This window comes from Stenotrophomonas sp. YJH_SMC_12-1, from assembly GCF_059370935.1.
Map to the genome: position 1 here is coordinate 451,781 of NZ_JCAFUD010000002.1, position 19,322 is coordinate 471,102.

The window sequence follows — 19,322 nt, forward strand, 5'->3', positions numbered from 1 at the left end:
CCTGCGCCGGGGCGTTCCCCGGCGCAGCCTGAAGGCTACTTCACCTGCCGGCAATCGCGCAGGTGGACGCCACCGGTGTCCATCTTGTCGACCACGCCTTCCAGTTTCACCCAGTCGTTCTCGCGCAGGGTGGCGCCCAGCGCCATCTGATCCGGCGCAAGCGCACAGTGCACGGTGAAGTTGGCATTGTTGTCGTCGTTCGACTGGCGTCCGCCGATGCCACCGATGCCCTTCATCTTGGTGACCAGATAGCCCACCTCGAAGGTCTTGGCAAAGCGGTTGGGCTGGGCGGTGTACACCTGGCCATCGATGATGAAACGACGGCCGAAATACTTGACGAGCAACGGCTGGTACATCGCATCGGTATCCGGCGGGGTGCTGGTGCCGGAGAACAGCGCCCTGAGCGGTGCGGTGTTGATTTCCCGCTGCAGCCGCTTGGCGTCCTTGCCCATTTCGGTGGACATGCCGACCGCAGTGGCCTGGATCGGCTTGTCGAAACCGCTGGAGACACGCACGGCTTCCGCGATCGCCTCGCCTTCGGGGCCGGTCTTGAGCTTGTCCAGCCAGCCACACAGCGCGCTGCGTGCGTCCTCTTCCTTGGCGGTCTGCCCGCGTGACAGCTTGGTACCGACCACCACGTTGCCGCCATTGGAGGCGGTGATGATGCTGACCAGCGGCATCTTGGTGTCGGTCTGCAGCACGTACATCTGGCCTTCGGTCTCGGTGATGACATCTCCGCTGACGAAGTTGTTGCCCTCATCAAGCGCTGCCTTGCGCAGCTGGCCCAGGGCGCTGCGGGGCTTCAGGCCGGGGAGGGTGACTTCGGAGGTGAAGAACTGGCCATTGCGGGGATCGCCTACCGCCTGGAAGTTCTGCTGGCAGGTCTTGGCCGAGGCGCTTGCGGCCGTGCCCAGCGCGCAGGCCACGGCGACGGCGACCCAGGGGGTCTTGGTAGTCCACATGTTCCGGATTCCTTGTGCTTGGGTGTCCATCGCGGGCCGCAACGCCGAAGCGATCCGGCTGCCCGTTCCCCATCCAGAGGGGATGCGGTCATCATAGTGTGGCCCGGCACGGGCGCAAGCTGCGGCGAGCCGCGACGTGCAGTCTGCAATGTTATAAACACCGTGATAGTTTCCCCACGGCCGCCGGCGTAGCCTGCCTCCATCGCAAAGGAGCTGTTGCCATGGGCCACGACCACGATCACCTGCCATCCGAGATCCGCCACGAGAAACCCTTATGGTGGGCGCTCGGCCTGACCTCCACCTTCCTCGTCGTCGAAGTGGTGGGCGCGTTCTGGACCAACAGCCTGGCGCTGTTGTCCGACGCGGCACACATGGCCACCGACGCGCTGGCCCTGATGATCGCGCTGGTCGCGGTGCGGCTGAGCCGGCGCCCGCCGGATGCGCGTCGCACCTACGGCTATGCGCGCCTGGAAGCGCTGGGCGCAATGATCAACGGCGCGATGCTGTTCGTGGTTGCCGGCTACATCCTGTGGGAAGCCGTCGGGCGCTTCAGCAAGCCGCAGGAGATCGCCTCCACCGGCATGCTGGTGATCGCCTCGGCCGGCCTGGTCATCAACCTGATCTCGATGCGCCTGCTGCAGGCCGGCAGCGGCGAGAGTCTCAACGTGAAGGGCGCCTACCTGGAAGTGTGGGCGGACATGCTCGGCTCGGTGGCGGTGATTGCGGGTGCGGTGCTGATCCAGTTCACCGGCTGGAAGCCGATCGATCCGATCCTGGCGGTGCTGATCGGCCTGTGGGTGTTGCCGCGCACCTGGGTGCTGATGCGCGAGGCGATCAACGTGCTGCTGGAAGGCGTGCCCAAGGGCATGGACGTGGCCAAGGTGCGCGACAGCCTGTCCAGCCACGCCGCGGTAATGGACGTGCATGACCTGCACGTGTGGGCGCTGGCCTCCAGCACGCCGGCGCTGACCGCGCATGTCGTGATGCGCGACGGCACCGAAGCCGATGCGCTGCGCCGTGAGCTGAGCGGGCGCCTGCACGATGACTTCGGCATCGAGCACGTGACGCTGCAGCTTGAAGCGGACCACTGCGGTGAGGCCTGTGGTGAACCGGCGCCGGTGAAGGGCGGCGAGCACGAGGGCCATGAAGGTCATGACCACGGCGAGGACGCGCAGGGCCATCGCGGTCACGTGCATCGCTGATCGAAGATGACGCGCGTGCCGGGAGATGCCCGGCGCAGCTATTCGTCCCGACGTGAAGCCAGCCGATCCGCCAACCGGGTCGGCTCCGGCAGCCGGTAACCGCGCAGGGTGCGCTGCACCCAGTCCAGCGCGGTATCGGCACTGACCCGATGGCCGCCGGCCACGAACAGCGGCTTGCTGCGCACCTTGCTGCGCAGCACCCAGCCGAGCTGCTCGTCACCGTCCATCAATGGCGTATGCGCGCCTGCTTCGGCGCCCGGTTCGACGAAGCGGCCGACCAGTTTCGACTTGGCCACACCGATGCTCGGCAGGTCGGTGACCACGCCCAAGTGCGCGGCCACGCCCAGCCGGCGCGGATGGCTGATGCCGTGGCCATCGACGAACACCAGATCCGGCGCCCGCGGCAGCAGTGCCAGCGCGGCCAACAACGCTGGCAGCTCGCGGAAGCTGAGCAGGCCGGGAACGTACGGCATCACCGTGGGAATGCGCGCTATTTCCTGCGCCACGGGCTGCAATGTCTTCGCATCCAGCAGGACCGCTGCGGCGCGGGTGGTGGCACCGTTGTCCTCAAAGCCCACATCCAGCCCGGCCAGCCAGCGCACGTCGTTGGGCAGGCGGTCCTGGCGCTCCACGCGGCCGGCCAGCTGGAGCTGCTGCGCGCGGGCCGCGGCGACGCTGCCTTCCCAGCGTCCGGGGTCGATCACCGTATTCATTGGCCACAGCATCGCATGGGTGGCGCCACGGCCCGGTGAGTGGCGGCCGGGGCTACAATGGCGGCCTGCCTTTCCTCGCGTTGGAGACCCTGCAGTGACCCGTAAACTCGTACTGTTGCGCCATGGCCAGAGCCAGTGGAACCTGGACAACCGCTTCACCGGCTGGGTCGATGTCGACCTGACCGAGCAGGGACGCCGGGAAGCGGCCGCCGCCGGTCGCCTGATGCGCGAGGAAGGCCTGCAGTTCGACGTCGCCCACACCTCGGTGCTCAAGCGTGCCATCCACACCCTGCAGGGTGCGCTGGCCGAGCTTCAGCAGGACTGGCTGCCGGTGAACAAGTCCTGGCGCCTCAACGAGCGGCACTATGGCGGCCTGCAGGGGCTGGACAAGGCCGAGACCGCGGCCAAGCACGGCGAAGAGCAGGTCAAGGTCTGGCGTCGTTCGTACGACATCCCGCCACCGCCGATGGAACTGGAAGATCCGGGCCACCCGATCCATGACCGCCGTTACGCCGGTCTGGACCGCAACGCGCTGCCGGGCACCGAATCGCTGGCCACCACCCTGGACCGCGTGCTGCCGTACTGGCACGACGCGATCGCGCCGCAGCTGAAGGACGGCAAGACCGTGCTGGTCACCGCCCACGGCAACTCGCTGCGTGCGTTGTACAAGTACCTCAACAACGTCTCGCGCGAGGAAATCCTCGAGCTGAACATCCCGACCGGCATCCCGCTGCTGTTCGAACTGAACGATGACCTGACCGTGCAGTCGTTCCGCTACCTGGGCGACCCGGAAGCGGCACGCAAGGCTGCTGAGGCCGTGGCCAACCAGGGCAAGGCGAAATAAGTAGATACCCACCGTTGGTGGGTATTCTTCTGCTGGGTGTGTGCGGACCAACGGTCCGCACACACCCGCTTGCGACCACGGGCGTTCCCCCTGTGACCTTTGGCCGGTCCCTGTGGAGGGCCTCCCCGGCTACCCTGTGAAATTACCCGCAGGAGAGCCTCATGAACGTCCGCAACCTGGTCCCGCTGGGCCTGACCATCGCCATCGCTGCCTCGCTGGCGGCCTGTGGCAAGAACGAAACCGCACCGGCGGCCGGTGCCGACGCCAAGCAGGCCTTCGACCTGTCGCAGATCAAGACGCCGCTGATCTCACTCAACAGCGCCGACCTCGATCCGGCCATCTCGGCCTGTACCGACCTCAATGGCTTCGTCAACAGCAAGTGGCTGAAGGCCAACCCGGTGCCGGGTGACCAGACCACCTGGGGCAGCTTCGAGATCCTGCGCGAGCGCTCGCTGGAAGTGCAGCACGCGCTGGTGCAGCAGGCCGCCGCCAGCCAGGCCAAGGCCGGCTCGGTGGAAGCCAAGATCGGTGACATCTGGAAGACCGGCAATGACGAAGCCAAGATCGAAGCCGCCGGCCTCGCGCCGCTGCAGCCGCAGCTGGACAAGATCACCGCGCTGAACGATACCGCCGCCATCACCCAGTACCTGCGCGACAGCCAGGCCGAGGGCAAGGGCGTGCTGTTCTCGCTGTTTGCCAATGCTGATTACAAGGATTCGGCCAACGTCATCGCCTACGTCGGCCAGGGCGGCCTGGGCCTGCCTGAGAAGGGCTACTACTTCGACGATGCGCAGGCCAAGATCCGCGATGCCTACGTGGCGTACATCGCGCAGGTGCTGACCCTGTCCGGCGTGGAAGCCGCGCAGGCGGCCGAGCAGGCCAAGGCAGTGATGGCCTTTGAAACCCGCCTGGCCAAGGCCTCGATGTCGCGCATCGAAATGCGTGACCCGGCCAAGCGCTACAACCCGCTCAGCGCCGCAGACGCCGACAAGCTGACCCCGAACTTCAGCTGGACCGCGCTGTTCGACACCCTGAAAGTGCCGGCCGCGCAGAAGTTCTCGCTGGCCCAGCCGGGCTTCTTCGGTGAAATGGACAAGATGCTGGCCGATGTGCCGGCCAGCACCTGGCAGGCCTACCTGCGCTTCCACACCATCGACGACGCCTCGCCGTACCTGAGCAGCCAGTTCGAGAAGGCCAACTTCGATTTCTACGGCACCACCCTGCGCGGCCAGAAGGAAATGCAGCCGCGCTGGAAGCGCGTGCTGGAGTCCGTCAACGGTGGCATGGGTGAAGCGCTGGGCCAGCTGTACGTCGACGCCGTGTTCCCGGCCGAGTCGAAGGTGGCCATGCAGCACCTGGTGGAGAACCTGTCGCAGGCATTGAAGGCGCGTCTGGAGCAGCTGCCGTGGATGGGCGAGGAAACGAAGAAGAAGGCACTGGAAAAGTGGGCCAGCTTCACCCCGAAGATCGGCTACCCGGACAAGTGGCGTGACTGGGCGGGCCTGCAGACCAACGGCGACAGCTACCTCGGCAACATGCAGGCGGCGCGTGCGTTCAACTACCGCTACATGCTCGACAAGATCGGCAAGCCGGTGGACAAGACCGAGTGGGGCATGACCCCGCAGACGGTCAACGCCTACTACAACGCCACCAAGAACGAGATCGTGTTCCCGGCGGCGATCCTGCAGGCGCCGTTCTTCGACGCCAAGGCCGATCCGGCGCTGAACTACGGCGGAATCGGTGCGGTCATCGGCCACGAAATGATGCACGGCTACGACGACTCGGGCAGCCAGTTCGCCGCCAACGGCAATTTCGACAACTGGTGGACCGACGCCGACCGCAAGGCCTTCACCGAGCGTACCGACCAGCTGGTTGCACAGTTCGATGGCTACGAGTCGGTGCCGGGCGTGTTCGTGAAGGGCAAGCTGACCCTGGGCGAGAACATCGGCGATCTGGGTGGCCTGACCGTGGCCTACGACGCACTGCAGATGGCGCTGAAGGAAGACCCGAAGGCGAATGTGGAAGTGGATGGCCACAGCCAGGACCAGCGCTTCTTCATGAACTGGGCCACCGTGTGGCGCCGCAACTTCACCGACGGTGAGCTGCGCGTACGCCTGAACACCGACCCGCATGCGCCGGCCAACTTCCGAGCCAACGGTGCACCGTCGAACATGCCGTCCTTCGCTGCGGCGTTCCAGTGCAAGGCCGGCGACGCGATGGTGCGTGCCGACGACAAGCGCGTGGTGATCTGGTAACCGATCACCCGTGATGCGTGATGCGAAAGGCCCGGCGAACGCCGGGCCTTTTGTCTTCCAGGCCGGCAGCACAGCGCCGACTGGTAGAGTCGACTGTTAGTCGACTGCTCTTCGTACAGATGGCGAAAATCCCGCGCTGCGCGCGATAGTCGACTAACAGTCGACTCTACCGGCGGGTCGTTTCACGTGCGGGAAGATCTCAGGCCAGCTCAGGTTCCTGCGCCAGCAGGCGATGGAAGCGTTGCAGAACGTAAGGATCGATCAGGCCACCGGATTGCTCGTCGATGATGCGCAGAGCCGTCTCGTGCTCCATCGCGGCACGGTAGGGACGCACGCTGGTCATCGCGTCATAGGCATCCGCAACGGTGACGATGCGTGAGCCCAACGGAATGCTCTCGCCGCGCAGCCCATCGGGATAGCCACTGCCATCGAACGCCTCGTGATGGGCGCGGATCAGCCGCGCAACCGGTGCCGCATCGCTGCGGCCGGTGGCCAGGAAGATATGCTCACCGCGCACCGGATGCTCGCGCATGATCGCGCGCTCCTCGTCGGTATGCCGGCGCGGGGCCAGCAGCACCTCATCGGGAATGCCGATCTTGCCGATGTCATGGAAGCGCGCTGCCAGGCCGATCTGCGCACTGGCATCGTCATCCAGATCGCAGTGCGTGGCCAGGCGCTGCGCGAGCAGGCCAACGCGGTCGCAATGGTGGCGGGTGTAAGCGTCGCGCATCTGCAGCGACATCGAGAGGGCATCGATCAGGCAGGCCTGTGCATGCAGCAGGTCGGGGGCGGGTACGGCGTCAGGAAACATGGTCATCCGCCCGCACCGGGTGGGGACCGGTGCGGGGTATTCGGGGGCGATCAACCCGGGGCGAGGGTGGTCAGAAGGGCGCGGGCCGCGTTGAAGCGGTCCTCCGGCAACGGCAGCGGATGCTTGATGCGAAGCTTGTCGGGCCCTTCCATGGCATAGAGGTTTGGCTGTTTCTGGATCAGCTGGATCACCGCCATCGGATCGATGTTCGGCTTGGACTCGAACACGATGCGGCCACCGTTTTCGCCCAGGTCCAGCTTGCGGATGCCCAGCGTATTGGCCTTCAGCTTCAGCTCGGCGATGGCGAACAGGTGCTTGGCCGCATCCGGCAGCAGGCCGAAGCGATCGATCATCTCCACCTGCAGTTCGCGCAGCGCATCGCTGTCGCGCGCGCTGGAAATACGCTTGTACAGGGTCAGGCGGGTATGCACGTCCGGCAGGTAGTCTTCCGGGATCAGTGCCGGCACATGCAGCTCGACCTCGGCACCACGCACTTCCTCGCCGGCATCCAGGTCGGGCAGCTTGCCCTGCTTGATGCTGCGTACCGCGCGCTCCAGCAGCTCGGTGTACAGGCTGAAGCCGACCTCGGCCATCTGCCCGCTCTGGTCCTCGCCGAGCAGTTCGCCGGCACCGCGGATCTCCAGATCGTGCGTGGCCAGGGTGAAGCCGGCGCCCAACTCGTCCATCGAGGCGATCGCTTCCAGGCGCTTCTCAGCGTCGGGGGTGATCGCGCGGCGGTCGGGGGTGATCAGGTAGGCGTAGGCACGGTGGTGCGAACGGCCCACGCGGCCACGCAGCTGGTGCAGCTGGGCCAGGCCGAAGCGGTCGGCGCGGTTGATGATGATGGTGTTGGCGTTGGGGATGTCGATGCCCGATTCGATGATCGTGGTCGACAGCAGCACGTTGAAGCGCTGCTTCTGGAAGTCCAGCATCACCTTTTCCAGCTCGCGCTCGGGCATCTGCCCGTGGGCGATGCCGATGCGCGCTTCCGGCACCAGCTCGGACAGCTCGCGCTGCATGCGGCCGATGCTTTCCACGTCGTTGTGCAGGAAGTACAGCTGGCCGCCACGTGCCAGCTCGCGCTGGAAGGCTTCGCGCAGCAGCGCGTTGTCCCACTGGGTGATGAAGGTCTGCACCGCCAGCCGGTTCGGCGGCGGCGTGGCGATGATCGACAGGTCGCGCAGGCCGGCCATGGCCATGTTCAAGGTGCGCGGGATCGGCGTGGCGGTCAGGGTCAGCAGGTGCACGTTGGCGCGCAGCGCCTTCAGGGCTTCCTTCTGACGCACGCCGAAACGCTGCTCTTCGTCGACGATGACCATGCCCAGGTCCTTGAACTTCACGTCGGGCTGCAGCAGGCGATGGGTGCCGACGATGACGTCGATGGTGCCGGCAGCGACCTTTTCCAGCTCGGCCTTGATCTCCTTGGTGCTCTTGAAGCGCGACAGCACCTCGACCTTCAGCGGGTAATCGGCGAAGCGGTCGCGGAAGTTGCGGTAATGCTGTTCGGCCAGCAGCGTAGTCGGCACCAGCACGGCCACCTGCTTGCCGGCACTGGCGGCGGCGAATGCCGCACGCACCGCCACCTCGGTCTTGCCGAAGCCGACGTCGCCGCAGACCACACGGTCCATCGGCTGGCTGCTGGCGAGGTCGCGCAGGGTGGCGTCGATGGCGGCCAGCTGATCGGGGGTTTCCTCGAACGGGAATCCGGCTGCGAACGGCTCGTACATCGCACGGTCCACCTGCAGTGCCAGGCCGGCACGCGCCTGGCGACGGGCCTGGATCTCCAGCAGTTCGGCAGCGACGTCGCGCACCTTTTCGGCGGCCTTGCGCTTGGCCTTGCTCCACTGCTCGCCACCGAGCGAATGCAGCGGCGCGGTTTCCGCTGAAGCGCCGGAGTAGCGGCTGATGAGGTGCAGCTGGGCGACCGGCACATACAGGCGGTCGCCCTTGGCGTATTCGATTTCAAGGAACTCGCCGGGCATGCCGCCGACGTCCATCGCGATCAGGCCACGGTAGCGGCCGACACCATGGTCCTCGTGCACGATCGGTGCACCCTCGGTCAGTTCGCCGAGGTCGCGGATGATCGCTTCCGGCTCGCGGCCGGCACGGCGCGTGCGGCGGGTGCTGCCGGCGCGCTCGGGGAACAGCTGGCGCTCGGTCAGCACCGCGATGCGCGGATCGTCCAGTGCGAAGCCATCTTCCAGCGGTGCCACCGCGATCGCGAAGCGCGCATCGTCGGCGAGGAAGCTGGGCAGGTCGGCCACCACCGGCGGCTTCAGCTCGGCGGCCTGCAGCACTTCCAGCAGGGCCTCGCGACGTCCGGGCGAATCGGCGGCGATCAGTACCCGGCCCGGATAGTGGCCGAGGAAGGATTTCAGCGCGTCGCCAGCGGGGGCCTCGCGCGCGGCCACCGGCAGCGGCGGCAGCGGCTGGTCACCCAGCGCATGGGCATCGGCGATGCGCGCGTGGTCAGCCGACCACACCTCGATGCGCGGGGCATCGTTCAGGCGCTCGCGCAGCAGCTCCGGCGACAGGTACAACGCCGAAGGCGGCAGCAGCGGGCGCTCCACATCATGGCGGCGCTGCTCATAGCGGTCCGCGGTCTGCGCCCAGAACGCGACGGACGCTTCATACGCACCGGCACAGACCACCGGCAGGCTGCCGTCGGGCAGGTAGTCGAACAGGGTCGCGGTGCGTTCGAAGAACAGCGGCAGGTAGTACTCGACGCCGGCCGGGGCCAGCCCGGACTTCAGATCCTGGTACAGCGAACTGCGCCGGGTGTCCACGTCGAAGCGCTCGCGCAGCGTGGCCAGCACGCGGGCGATGCTGGCCTCGTCCATCGGCACTTCGCGGCCGGGCAGCATGTGCACGGCGTCGACCTTGTCCAGCGAGCGCTGGGTTTCCGGGTCGAAGGCGCGGATCGAGTCGATGTCCTCGTCCAGCAGCTCGATCCGCAGGGGCTCGTCGGCCCCCATCGGGAACACGTCGAGCAGGCCACCGCGCACGGCGAAGTCACCCGGGTCCATCACCTGCGGCACGTTGCGGTAGCCGGCGCTTTCCAGGCGCCGCCTCTCGGCGTCCAGGTCCAAGCGCTGGCCGACCTTCAGGTCGAAGCTGCCACCGATCACGTAGCTGCGCGGGGCCAGCTGCTGCAGCAGGGTCTGCACCGGCACGATCACCAGGCCGCGCTTCAGCGCCGGCAGGCGGTGCAGGGCGGACAAGCGCTGCGAGATGATGTCCGGATGCGGGCTGAAGCGGTCGTAGGGCAGGGTTTCCCAGTCCGGGAAGGCGACCACCGGCAGGGCCGGGTCACCGCCAAGCAGGGTCTGCAGGTCGGCTTCGAGCTGGTTGGCACCGTGGTTGTCACGGGCGATCACCAGCAGCGGGGCGTCATGCGCACGCGCGGCCTGGGCCAGGTACCAGGCCAGGGCGGTCGGCGAGGCGGGGGCGCGCCACCAGGCGCGGAGCTGGCCGGCGCGCGGCAGCGGCGGGGCGGGGTATGAGGTACGCGACATGGACCCCGGATTTTAGCAGAAGCCCGATCGAAGCCCGGTGGGTCGTGCCGGCCGTTTGCCGGCAGCCTCACGAGCCGTTGGGGGAACACAATGCCGGCCAGCGGCCGGCACTACCGGGAGGCATGGCCGGGCAGGGCCCGGCGCATCCGTCAGTTGTCCAGCTCCAGCACCATCCGCACCAGGCCTTCGGCACCGGTCGGGTGCGGCACCGGCTTGAAGCCCAGCGAGGCGGCCAGCTGCTTCATCGGCTCGTTCTCGGCGGCAACGTCGCCGTACAGGCGGTCGAGGTACTTGCCGCGGCCCCACTTCACCAGCTTGCGCATCAGCTGCCGGCCCAGGCCCTGGCCAATGAGGAAGCGGCTGATCAGGATCGCGTACTCGGCTTCACGGGTACCGGGGATGATCGAGGCCCGGGCGACCGCGCCGACCACCGCTTCGCCAGCGGGCAGGGATTCGGCTGCGACCAGGGTGATCTCGGTCTTGGGATTGGGGTGGGTCAGGCGCTGGGTGGTTTCCGGTGACAGCTCGGTCACCGCCTGCAGGAAACGATCACGGATTTCTTCCGGCCCGAACAGGCTGAACGCCGCTTGCAGCGGTGCGCCATCTTCCGGGCGGATGGGGCGGATCAGCAGCTCGTGGCCGCTGGGAGCCTTGAAGATCTCATGCCAGGGCGGCATGCGGTTGCGAGTGGCCATACCGGGTGATTCCTTGGTGGTCCATCGATTGTGGCATCACCGGGGCTGCATTCCGTGAACGAAAGGCTCACGGCGGTACAGCCTCGTGAAGGCCGTTATTCGGGGGCTTTGAGCCAATCCAGGCGGGTGCTGGCCCCCGGTTCGCCCAGGTGCTGGCGCAGCGCCGGCAGGGCCGGGCCGACCACCCGGTCGAACTGCCACGGCGGGTTGAGCAGCAGCATGCCGCTGCCGTTGAGGCGCAGCGGCGAGTCGTCCGGGCGCACCAGGAACTCGATCGTCATCGCCGACTTGACCGGCAGGGCAGTGGCCTTGCGCAGGAAATGCAGGATGGTGCGGCGCTGCTTGATCGGGAACCAGACCGCACAGGTGGCCTGCGGCCAGCGTGCCAGGGTCTCGGCCAGGGCAGCCAGGATGTTCTGGTATTCGGCGTCCTGCGCCTCGTACGGCGGATCGATCAGCACCAGGCCACGACCGATCTTGCTGCCGTTGAACTTCGGCGGCAGCAGCGAGCGCAGCAGGGCATAGCCATCGCCAGCGCGCACATCGACGCGGCTGTCATGGGCAAACAGGGCCTTCAGCGTGGCCGTTTCGGCTTCCTGCAGCTCGCAGACCGCCATGCGGTCCTGGGCACGCATCGCCTGTGCGCTCAGCAGCGGCGAGCCCGGGTAGTTGGTCAGCGCTCCCACCGGGTTGTCGGCCTGGACCGCCTTCAGGTAGCGCTCGACCACCTCCGGCAGCTTGGGCTGGGCCATCAGCCGCATGATCCCGGATTCGGCCTCCAGGGTCTTGTGGCTCTCTTCGCTGGCCAGCAGGTAGCGGCCAGCGCCGCCGTGGGTGTCGAGTACGAAGAACGGACTGTCCTTGCGCTTGAAGCTGTCGATCAGGGCCAGCTGCACGATGTGCTTGAGCACATCGGCGTGGTTGCCGGCATGGAAGGCGTGGCGATAGTTCATGGCCGGCAGTGTACGGGGCGGCGGCCGCAGCGGCTATGCTGCGCGCCATGACAGCTCCCGTTGCCCATGTCCTGGTAGTCGAGGACGAAGCCGCCATCGCCGAAACCGTGCTCTATGCGCTGCGCAGCGAGGGCTATGCCGCCAGCCACTGCCTGCTGGGCGGGGAGGCGCTGCAGCGGCTGCAGGCCGGGGATATCGACGTGGTGGTGCTGGACGTGGGCCTGCCCGACCTGGGCGGATTCGAGGTCTGCCGGCGGCTGCGCGCGCAGCCCGGGCCGACGGCGCAGCTGCCGGTGATCTTCCTGACCGCCCGCAACGATGAAGTGGACCGGGTGCTCGGCCTGGAACTGGGCGCCGACGACTACATGACCAAGCCGTTCTCGCCGCGCGAGCTGGTGGCGCGGGTGCGTGCGCGCCTGCGCCGTGCGGCGCCGGTCATCGCAGCGCCCAGCGCCGATGCAGGCTGGCAGGAACATGGCGCGTTCGCCATCGACCGCGAAGGCCGGCGCATCCGCTTCCGTGGCCAGGCACTGGACCTGACCCGCTACGAGTACGCGCTGCTGGAGGCGCTGCTGCAGCGACCCGGTGCCATCCTCAGCCGTGCCCAGCTGATGGACCGTGGCTGGGACAGCAGCGCCGACAGTGCCGACCGCACCGTCGATACCCATGTAAAGACGCTGCGTGCCAAGCTGCGCGCGGCCGGTGCCAGCGACGACCCGATCCGCACCCACCGTGGCCTTGGCTACGCGCTGGAGGTCTAGCCGATGCGCCTGGTGCTGAAGCTGTTCCTGGGCTTCTTCCTGATCACCGGCATCGCGGCCTTCTTCGTGATGCGCGTGTTCGTCAACGAAGTGAAGCCGGGTGTGCGCCAGGCGATGGAATCGACCCTGGTCGATGCGGCCAACGTGCTGGCCGAGATGGCCGCCGCCGACGTCAAGGACGGCACCATCCGCAGCGGCAGTTTCACCCGCAACCTGGCCAAGGCACGGCAGCGCGACCTGAAGGCAATGGTCTGGCGGTTCCCGAAGCGCTCGCTGGATTACCGGGTGACCATCACCGATGCCAAGGGCATCGTCATCTACGACTCGCTGGGCCGTGACCTTGGCCGCGACAATTCGCGCTGGAATGATGTCTACCGCACCCTGCGTGGCGAATACGGTGCCCGTTCCAGCCCCGAGATTCCGGGCGAGGAAGGCGATACGGTGATGCATGTGGCGGCGCCGGTATACGACCCGGCCGATGGCCGCACCCTGATCGGCGTGCTCAGCCTGGCCCAGCCCAACCGCAGCATCGATCCGTTCATCGCCGCCAGCCAGCGCGCCATCATCGAGCGCGGTGCCTGGCTCATCGGATTGTCGGCGCTGGTCGGCGTGCTGGTGACGATGTGGCTGACCACTGGCCTCGGCCAGCTCAGCCGCTATGCACGCGCGGTCAGCGCGGGCGAACCGGTGCCACCACCACGGCGCCGTCGCGACGAGATCGGCGATCTCGGCCAGGCGCTGGAAACGATGCGCCGCAAGCTCGAAGGCAAGGCCTACGTCGAGCAGTACGTGCAGTCGCTGACGCACGAGATGAAGAGCCCGCTGGCGGCGATCCGCGGTGCCGCCGAACTGCTGCAGGAGCCGCTGCCCGAAGCGGACCGCGTGCATTTCGCGCGCAGCATTGTCGATCAGCAGGAACGGCTGACCGAGACCATCGACAAGCTGCTGGCGCTGGCCGAAGTGGAACAGCACGGCTGGCTGCAGACCCGCGATCCGATCGCGCTGCAGGCATTGCTGGCCGATGCGGCCGCGGCCGCGCAGGTGCGCGCGCAGGCGGCCGGTGTGCGGGTCCACATCGGCAGCGTGCCCGACCTGCGGGTGCAGGGCGACGGCTACCTGCTGCGGCAGGCGCTGCACAACCTGATCGACAACGCGATTGCCTTCTCGCCGTCCGGCGCGGAGATCGCGCTGCAGGCCGAGGTGGACGGGCAGGGCGTGCGCCTGCAGGTGGCCGACCGCGGCGCCGGCATCCCGGACTATGCGCGCGAACGGGTGTTCGAGCGCTTCTATTCGCTGGCGCGGCCCGGCAGCGGGCGGCGCAGTTCCGGCCTGGGCCTGCCATTCGTGCAGGAAGTCGCGCGCCTGCATGACGGCCGTGCCAGCCTCGACGCCCGCGACGGTGGTGGCACCGTGGCGAGCCTGTGGCTGCCGTTGGGTGTAGCGGGCCAGCGTCTACGCCGCTGACTTCACACTCGCTTCAAATTCGCCACAAACCCTGCTCACCCCAGCGGTCCATCCTGCAGCCCTCTCCAACGAGGATGGACCATGAAATCCCTGAAGATGCTGCTGAGGTTCGCCATTGTCGGCGGGCTGATCCTGCTGCTGCTGGTGCCGCTGACCATGATTCGCGGGGTCATCAACGAACGCAGCGCATACCGCGACGAGGCGTTCTCGCGGGTGGCCGACAGCCGCGCCGGTGCACAGCAGCTGGTGGGCCCGGTGCGGGTGGTGCCATGGGTGGAACGCAAGCAGGTTGAACTGGTCGACCCGCTGGGCGTCAAGAAGACCGAGATGCAGGTCACCGAGGGGCACTGGCTGCAGATGCCGGCGTCGCTGGAGGTGGGCGGCGAGATGCTGCCGAGCCAGCGCGAAGTGGGCCTGTTCAAGGTACCGGTGTACAGCTGGAACGGCCAGATGAAGGCGACCTTCGCCGCAGACGACTATCCGGTGAAGGCCGGCCGCAGTTACGGCCAGCCGTATGTCGCGGTTGGTGTATCCGATGTGCGTGGCCTGGTCGGTACGCCGAACCTGCGCGTGGATGGCAAGCAGCTGCGGTTGCTGCCGGGCGTTGGCGCTGCCAGCGAGGTGGGGCGCGGCCTGCATGCACCGGTGGCCGGCTTCGCTGCGGATCAGGGCGGCACGCTGGCTGCCAGCACGGTTGAACTGGAGCTGCGCCTGGATGGCAGCCGCATGCTGTCGGTGGTGCCGTTGGGCGATGACACCCACATCGCGCTGCGTTCGAGCTGGCCGCATCCGTCGTTCAGCGGCGCGTTCCTGCCCAACGAACGCCGCGTTGATGCGCAGGGCTTCGATGCACGCTGGGCGGTGTCCTCGCTGGCCTCCGATGCCCAGCGCCAGCTGCGCAATGATGGTGCGGTCGAATCGCAGGCGGTGACGGTGTCGCTGGTCGATCCGGTCGATACCTACACCCAGGCCGACCGTGCCTCGAAATACGGCGTGCTGTTCGTGCTGCTCACCTTCGTCGGCTTCATCCTGTTCGAGCTGATCAAGTCGCTGCGCATCCACCCGTTGCAGTACCTGATGGTGGGCCTGGCGCTGGCGATCTTCTTCCTGCTGCTGATCAGCCTGTCCGAGCACATCGCGTTCTGGAAGGCCTACCTGGTATCGGCCGTGGCCTGTATCGGCCTGCAGGCGGTGTACCTGGCCAATGTGCTGGGCCACTGGAAGCGCGGCCTCGGCTTTGCTGCGCTGCTGACCGTGCTGTACGGCGCGCTGTATGGCCTGCTGGTGTCGGAGAACAACGCGCTGCTGATGGGTTCGCTGCTGCTGTTCGTGATCCTGGCGCTGGCGATGTGGGTGACCCGCCGGGTCGACTGGTACGCGCTCGGCGCGGAACTGAAGTAAGGAGCAGGCCATGGGCTGGCGCCAGGGATTGCGGCAACGGGCACGGCAGGGCATTCCGGCCCTGCTGGAAGTGGATGCACTGCTGCAGGCACATGGCGTGCTGGCGGCCCTGCCGGGGGCGCGGATCGCCCCCGGCCTGGTCCGCTTCCAGCTGGCGGCGGTGACCTGCGAAGGATTGCAGGGGCAGGGATTGCGCTGGCTGCAGGGCGCGCGGCAGGGACGCGGCGCGGTGGCTGGCCGGGTGCCGCGCTACCGGCCATGGAAGGCCGGGGCGGAGGCGCTGGCCGAGATCGGTATCGGTGGCCTTCCGGATGACTGGCCGGCACACGCGGCGGTGTACGGCTGCAGCAGCATCGACCGGCGGCACTGGTTGCTGCTGCTGCCGGAACGGGCACAGTTGTGGTTGGGATGGAGCGGGTGATTGGGCTGTTCATCCACGCATGGCGTGGATCTACTGTTGTGGGTGCGAACCTTGGTTCGCACGCTCCCGCCCATGACCGATGGGACGGTATCCCCGCGCCCCCGCTGGCTAGACTCGACGAGTTGATGATCGAGCCGAAGGGCAGGGGTGCGATGTGTTGAAGTGGGGCATGCTGGCCGCAGCGCTGGCGATGGGTGGCAACGCAGGAGCGCAGCAGCGCGAGACGGTGGACCTGGACATGGTCAGCCGCATCCGCCAGGAGGCCTTCCACCGTTCGCAGGTGATGGACACCTTCAGCTATCTCACCGAGCGCATCGGCCCGCGCCTGACCAACTCGCCGGCGATGGGTCGCGCCAACGCCTGGACCCGCGGCAAGTTCAACGAATGGAAGCTGGACAACGTCCACGACGAGGCCTTCGACGACTTCGGGCGCGGCTGGGAGTTCACTTCGGCGAGCGTGGAGATGCTGGGCGACCGCGTGCAGCCGCTGCATGCACTGCCCAAGGCCTGGACGCCGGGCACCAAGGGGCCGGTTGAAGGCGAGCTGGTCCAGGTCGAGATCAAGAAGCCCGAAGACATCGAGAAGTACCGCGGCAAGCTGCGCGGCAAGATCCTGCTGCTGGGCGAGGCGCGCGAGTACAAGCGCGGCACCGAGGCGGATTCGCATCGCCACGACGCCACCTCGCTGGAAGGCCTGCAGGAGTTCACCCTGCCCAAGGACAAGGACGCCACCGCCGAGCGTGCCAAGCGGGTCAAGGAGTACCAGGAACGCCAGCAGCTGGCGACCAAGGTCAATGCGTTCTTCGTGGAAGAGGGCGCGCTGGCCTCGATCAGCATCAGCAGCTGGGACAACGGCATCATCCGGGTTGCCGGTGGTGGTTCGCGCAAGGCCGGCGAGTCGGTGGGCATCCCCGAGCTGGCGATGATCAGCGAGCACTTCAATCCGCTGGTGCGCGCGCTGGAGGCCAAGCAGACGGTGCGCCTGCGCGTGGATGTGGCAGCACGCTTCACCGATGAGGCCGACCAGCCCGGTTACAACACGCTGGCCGAGATCCGTGGCAGCAGCAAGCCCGATGAAGTGGTGATGATCGGCGCGCACCTGGATTCCTGGCACAGCGGTACCGGTGCGGCCGACAACGCGGCTGGCGTGGCGGTGATGATGGAGGCGATGCGCATCCTCAAGGCGACCGGCGCCAAGCCCAGGCGCACCATCCGCGTGGCGCTGTGGAGCGGCGAGGAACAGGGCCTGATCGGCTCGCAGGCCTATGTGGCCAAGCACTTCGGTCGTTTCCCGGAACCCACCGACCCGGCGCAGAAGGCGCTGCCGGCCTCGCTGCGCGAGCCCACCGGCGCGCTGCAGAAGACCCGTGATTACGGCAAGTTCCAGGTCTACTTCAACATGGACAACGGCTCGGGCCGCTTCCGCGGCATCTATGCGCAGGAAAACCTGGCGGCGATGCCGATCTTCGAAGCCTGGCTGGCGCCGTTCCATGACGTGGGTGCCACCACCGTGGCCACCCGCAACACCGGCAGCACCGACCACATCAGCTTCGACCGCATCGGCCTGCCGGGCTTCCAGTTCATCCAGGACCGGCTGGACTACTTCACCAATGTCCACCACAGCCACCTGGACACCTGGGACCACGCCGAACCGGAGGACCTGAAGCAGGCCGCAGCCATCGTCGCCTCGTTCGCCTACAACGCCGCGATGCGCGAGCAGCCGTTCCCGCGCAAGGTGGAACCGTAAAAGGGGACGGAGGGGATTAAGTCGTTTCTCCCCTCCGTTTCCCGGTTGCAGCGCCCCAGGCTGGGCAATCGCGACCTAATCCCCTCCGTCCGCTTTTTCCGTCAGGGGCGGAGGGCTGGTAAAATCGGGGGATTCCCGTTCCTCGAGCCGTCCATGACCTGCCGCACCCGCTTCGCCCCCAGTCCCACCGGCTACCTGCACATCGGTGGTGCCCGCACTGCGCTGTACTGCTGGCTGGAGGCCCGCCACCGTGGCGGCGAGTTCGTGCTGCGCATCGAGGACACCGACCGTGAACGCAGCACCCAAGGCGCGATCGACGCGATCCTGGAGGCAATGGAGTGGCTGGGCCTGGATTATGACGAGGGCCCGATCTACCAGACCGACCGCGTCGCCCGTTACCTGGAAGTGGCCGAACAGCTGGTGGCCGACGGCAAGGCGTATTACGCATACGAGACCCGCGAAGAGCTTGACGCGATGCGCGAGGCCGCCATGGCCAGGCAGGAGAAGCCGCGCTACAACGGCGCTGCGCGCGAGCTGGGCCTGCCGCGCAGGGATGATCCGAACCGCGTCATCCGCTTCAAGAACCCGCTGGAAGGTACGGTGGTGTTCGACGACCTGATCAAGGGCCGTATCGAGATCGCCAACAGCGAGCTGGATGACATGGTCATCTTCCGCCCGGACGGCTACCCCACCTACAACTTCGCGGTGGTGGTGGACGACTGGGACATGGGCATCACCGAGGTCATCCGCGGCGACGACCACATCAACAACACCCCGCGCCAGATCAACCTGTATGAAGGCATCGGCGCGCCGGTGCCCAGGTTCGGCCACATGCCGATGATCCTGGACGAGCAGGGCGCCAAGCTGTCCAAGCGCACCGGTGCGGCTGACGTGATGCAGTACAAGGACGCCGGCTACCTGCCCGATGCGCTGCTGAGCTACCTGGCCCGCCTGGGCTGGTCGCACGGTGACCAGGAGCTGTTCAGCCGCCAGGAACTGATCGACCTGTTCGACGTGAAGGACTGCAATTCCAAGGCCTCGCGCCTGGACATGGCCAAGCTGGGCTGGGTCAACCAGCACTTCCTGAAGACCGAGGACGTAGCCGCGATCGTGCCGCACCTGGTCTACCAGCTGCAGAAGCTGGGGCTGGACGTGGCCGCCGGCCCGGCTCCGGAGGATGTGGTGATCGCCCTGCGTGAACGCGTGCAGACCCTGAAGGAAATGGCCGAGAAGGCCGTGGTCTGGTACCAGCCGCTGACCGAGTACGACGAAGCAGCGGTGGCCAAGCACTTCAAGGCCGGTGCCGAGGTGGCGCTGGGCAAGGCCCGCGAGCTGCTGGCCGCGCTGCCGGAATGGACCGCCGAGTCGGTGGGGGTGGCCCTGCATGACGCGGCCGCAGCGCTGGAGATCGGCATGGGCAAGGTCGCCCAGCCGCTGCGCGTGGCCATCACCGGCACCCAGGTCAGCCCTGACATTTCCCATACCGTGTACCTGGCCGGCCGCGAGCAGGCCTTGAAACGCATTGATGTGGCCATCACCAAGGTAGCAACGGCCTGAGGCATCCTTGCCAGGCCCGAA

Annotated in this window: 15 protein-coding genes; 9 read left to right on the forward strand and 6 right to left on the reverse strand. The window is 67.2% G+C overall.

The features are described from left to right. Positions 1–35 precede the first annotated feature (35 nt). Positions 36–962, reverse strand: a complete 927-nt coding sequence (locus AC5P8Y_RS05660) for a hypothetical protein (protein ID WP_005408676.1) — start codon at positions 960–962, stop codon at positions 36–38. 221 nt (positions 963–1,183) lie between these two features. Here AC5P8Y_RS05660 and AC5P8Y_RS05665 point away from each other — a divergent pair, with 221 nt between their 5' ends. Continuing rightward, the gene (locus AC5P8Y_RS05665; RefSeq protein ID WP_049404787.1) at positions 1,184–2,164 is read left to right on the forward strand and encodes a cation diffusion facilitator family transporter; all 981 of its coding nucleotides are present in this window, start codon (positions 1,184–1,186) and stop codon (positions 2,162–2,164) included. 38 nt (positions 2,165–2,202) lie between these two features. Here AC5P8Y_RS05665 and nfi read toward each other — a convergent pair whose 3' ends face one another. Then, the gene (gene nfi / locus AC5P8Y_RS05670; RefSeq protein ID WP_033834512.1) at positions 2,203–2,877 is read right to left on the reverse strand and encodes a deoxyribonuclease V; all 675 of its coding nucleotides are present in this window, start codon (positions 2,875–2,877) and stop codon (positions 2,203–2,205) included. A gap of 94 nt (positions 2,878–2,971) precedes the next feature. Here nfi and gpmA point away from each other — a divergent pair, with 94 nt between their 5' ends. Next, positions 2,972–3,721: a 2,3-diphosphoglycerate-dependent phosphoglycerate mutase gene (gpmA, locus tag AC5P8Y_RS05675; protein ID WP_033834513.1), complete on the forward strand. Its 750-nt coding sequence runs from the start codon at positions 2,972–2,974 to the stop codon at positions 3,719–3,721. Positions 3,722–3,882: 161 nt separating this feature from the next. Further along, the gene (locus AC5P8Y_RS05680; RefSeq protein ID WP_033834514.1) at positions 3,883–5,976 is read left to right on the forward strand and encodes a M13 family metallopeptidase; all 2,094 of its coding nucleotides are present in this window, start codon (positions 3,883–3,885) and stop codon (positions 5,974–5,976) included. A gap of 199 nt (positions 5,977–6,175) precedes the next feature. On the opposite strand, the gene AC5P8Y_RS05685 is transcribed toward AC5P8Y_RS05680, so the two are convergent. From AC5P8Y_RS05685 to AC5P8Y_RS05700, 4 genes are all read right to left on the reverse strand, one after another. Next, positions 6,176–6,793, reverse strand: coding sequence for an HD-GYP domain-containing protein (locus AC5P8Y_RS05685; RefSeq protein ID WP_033835529.1), 618 nt, complete (start codon positions 6,791–6,793; stop codon positions 6,176–6,178). Positions 6,794–6,837: 44 nt separating this feature from the next. Then, a complete protein-coding gene (mfd, locus tag AC5P8Y_RS05690) occupies positions 6,838–10,302 on the reverse strand; it encodes a transcription-repair coupling factor (protein ID WP_033835530.1) in 3,465 nt (1,154 codons plus the stop codon). 149 nt (positions 10,303–10,451) lie between these two features. Further along, positions 10,452–10,997 (reverse strand): GNAT family N-acetyltransferase, encoded by a 546-nt coding sequence (locus tag AC5P8Y_RS05695; RefSeq protein WP_004150340.1) that lies wholly within the window; start codon positions 10,995–10,997, stop codon positions 10,452–10,454. A gap of 95 nt (positions 10,998–11,092) precedes the next feature. Beyond that, positions 11,093–11,950, reverse strand: a complete 858-nt coding sequence (locus tag AC5P8Y_RS05700; protein ID WP_495201857.1) for a 23S rRNA (adenine(2030)-N(6))-methyltransferase RlmJ — start codon at positions 11,948–11,950, stop codon at positions 11,093–11,095. Positions 11,951–11,985: 35 nt separating this feature from the next. On the opposite strand from AC5P8Y_RS05700, the gene creB reads away from it, so the two are divergent. The 6 genes from creB (at position 11,986) to gltX (ending at position 19,301) form a co-directional block, all read left to right on the forward strand. After that, entirely contained in the window at positions 11,986–12,711 is a 726-nt protein-coding gene (gene creB, locus AC5P8Y_RS05705) for a two-component system response regulator CreB (RefSeq protein ID WP_080356484.1), read from the forward strand. A 3-nt stretch (positions 12,712–12,714) separates the two neighbouring features. Further along, positions 12,715–14,175 carry a two-component system sensor histidine kinase CreC gene (creC, locus tag AC5P8Y_RS05710; protein ID WP_049404790.1) on the forward strand — a complete coding sequence of 487 codons (1,461 nt, stop codon included), beginning with the start codon at positions 12,715–12,717 and terminating at the stop codon, positions 14,173–14,175. Between the two features lie 81 nt (positions 14,176–14,256). Next, on the forward strand, positions 14,257–15,576 hold the full coding sequence (creD, locus tag AC5P8Y_RS05715) for a cell envelope integrity protein CreD (RefSeq protein WP_049404793.1): 1,320 nt from the start codon (positions 14,257–14,259) through the stop codon (positions 15,574–15,576). A gap of 10 nt (positions 15,577–15,586) precedes the next feature. Further along, positions 15,587–15,997, forward strand: a complete 411-nt coding sequence (locus AC5P8Y_RS05720) for a hypothetical protein (RefSeq protein ID WP_012479575.1) — start codon at positions 15,587–15,589, stop codon at positions 15,995–15,997. A 169-nt stretch (positions 15,998–16,166) separates the two neighbouring features. Continuing rightward, the gene (locus AC5P8Y_RS05725) at positions 16,167–17,744 is read left to right on the forward strand and encodes a M20/M25/M40 family metallo-hydrolase (protein ID WP_049397508.1); all 1,578 of its coding nucleotides are present in this window, start codon (positions 16,167–16,169) and stop codon (positions 17,742–17,744) included. 153 nt (positions 17,745–17,897) lie between these two features. Further along, positions 17,898–19,301: a glutamate--tRNA ligase gene (gene gltX / locus AC5P8Y_RS05730; RefSeq protein WP_049403562.1), complete on the forward strand. Its 1,404-nt coding sequence runs from the start codon at positions 17,898–17,900 to the stop codon at positions 19,299–19,301. The last annotated feature ends 21 nt before the right edge of the window (positions 19,302–19,322 follow it).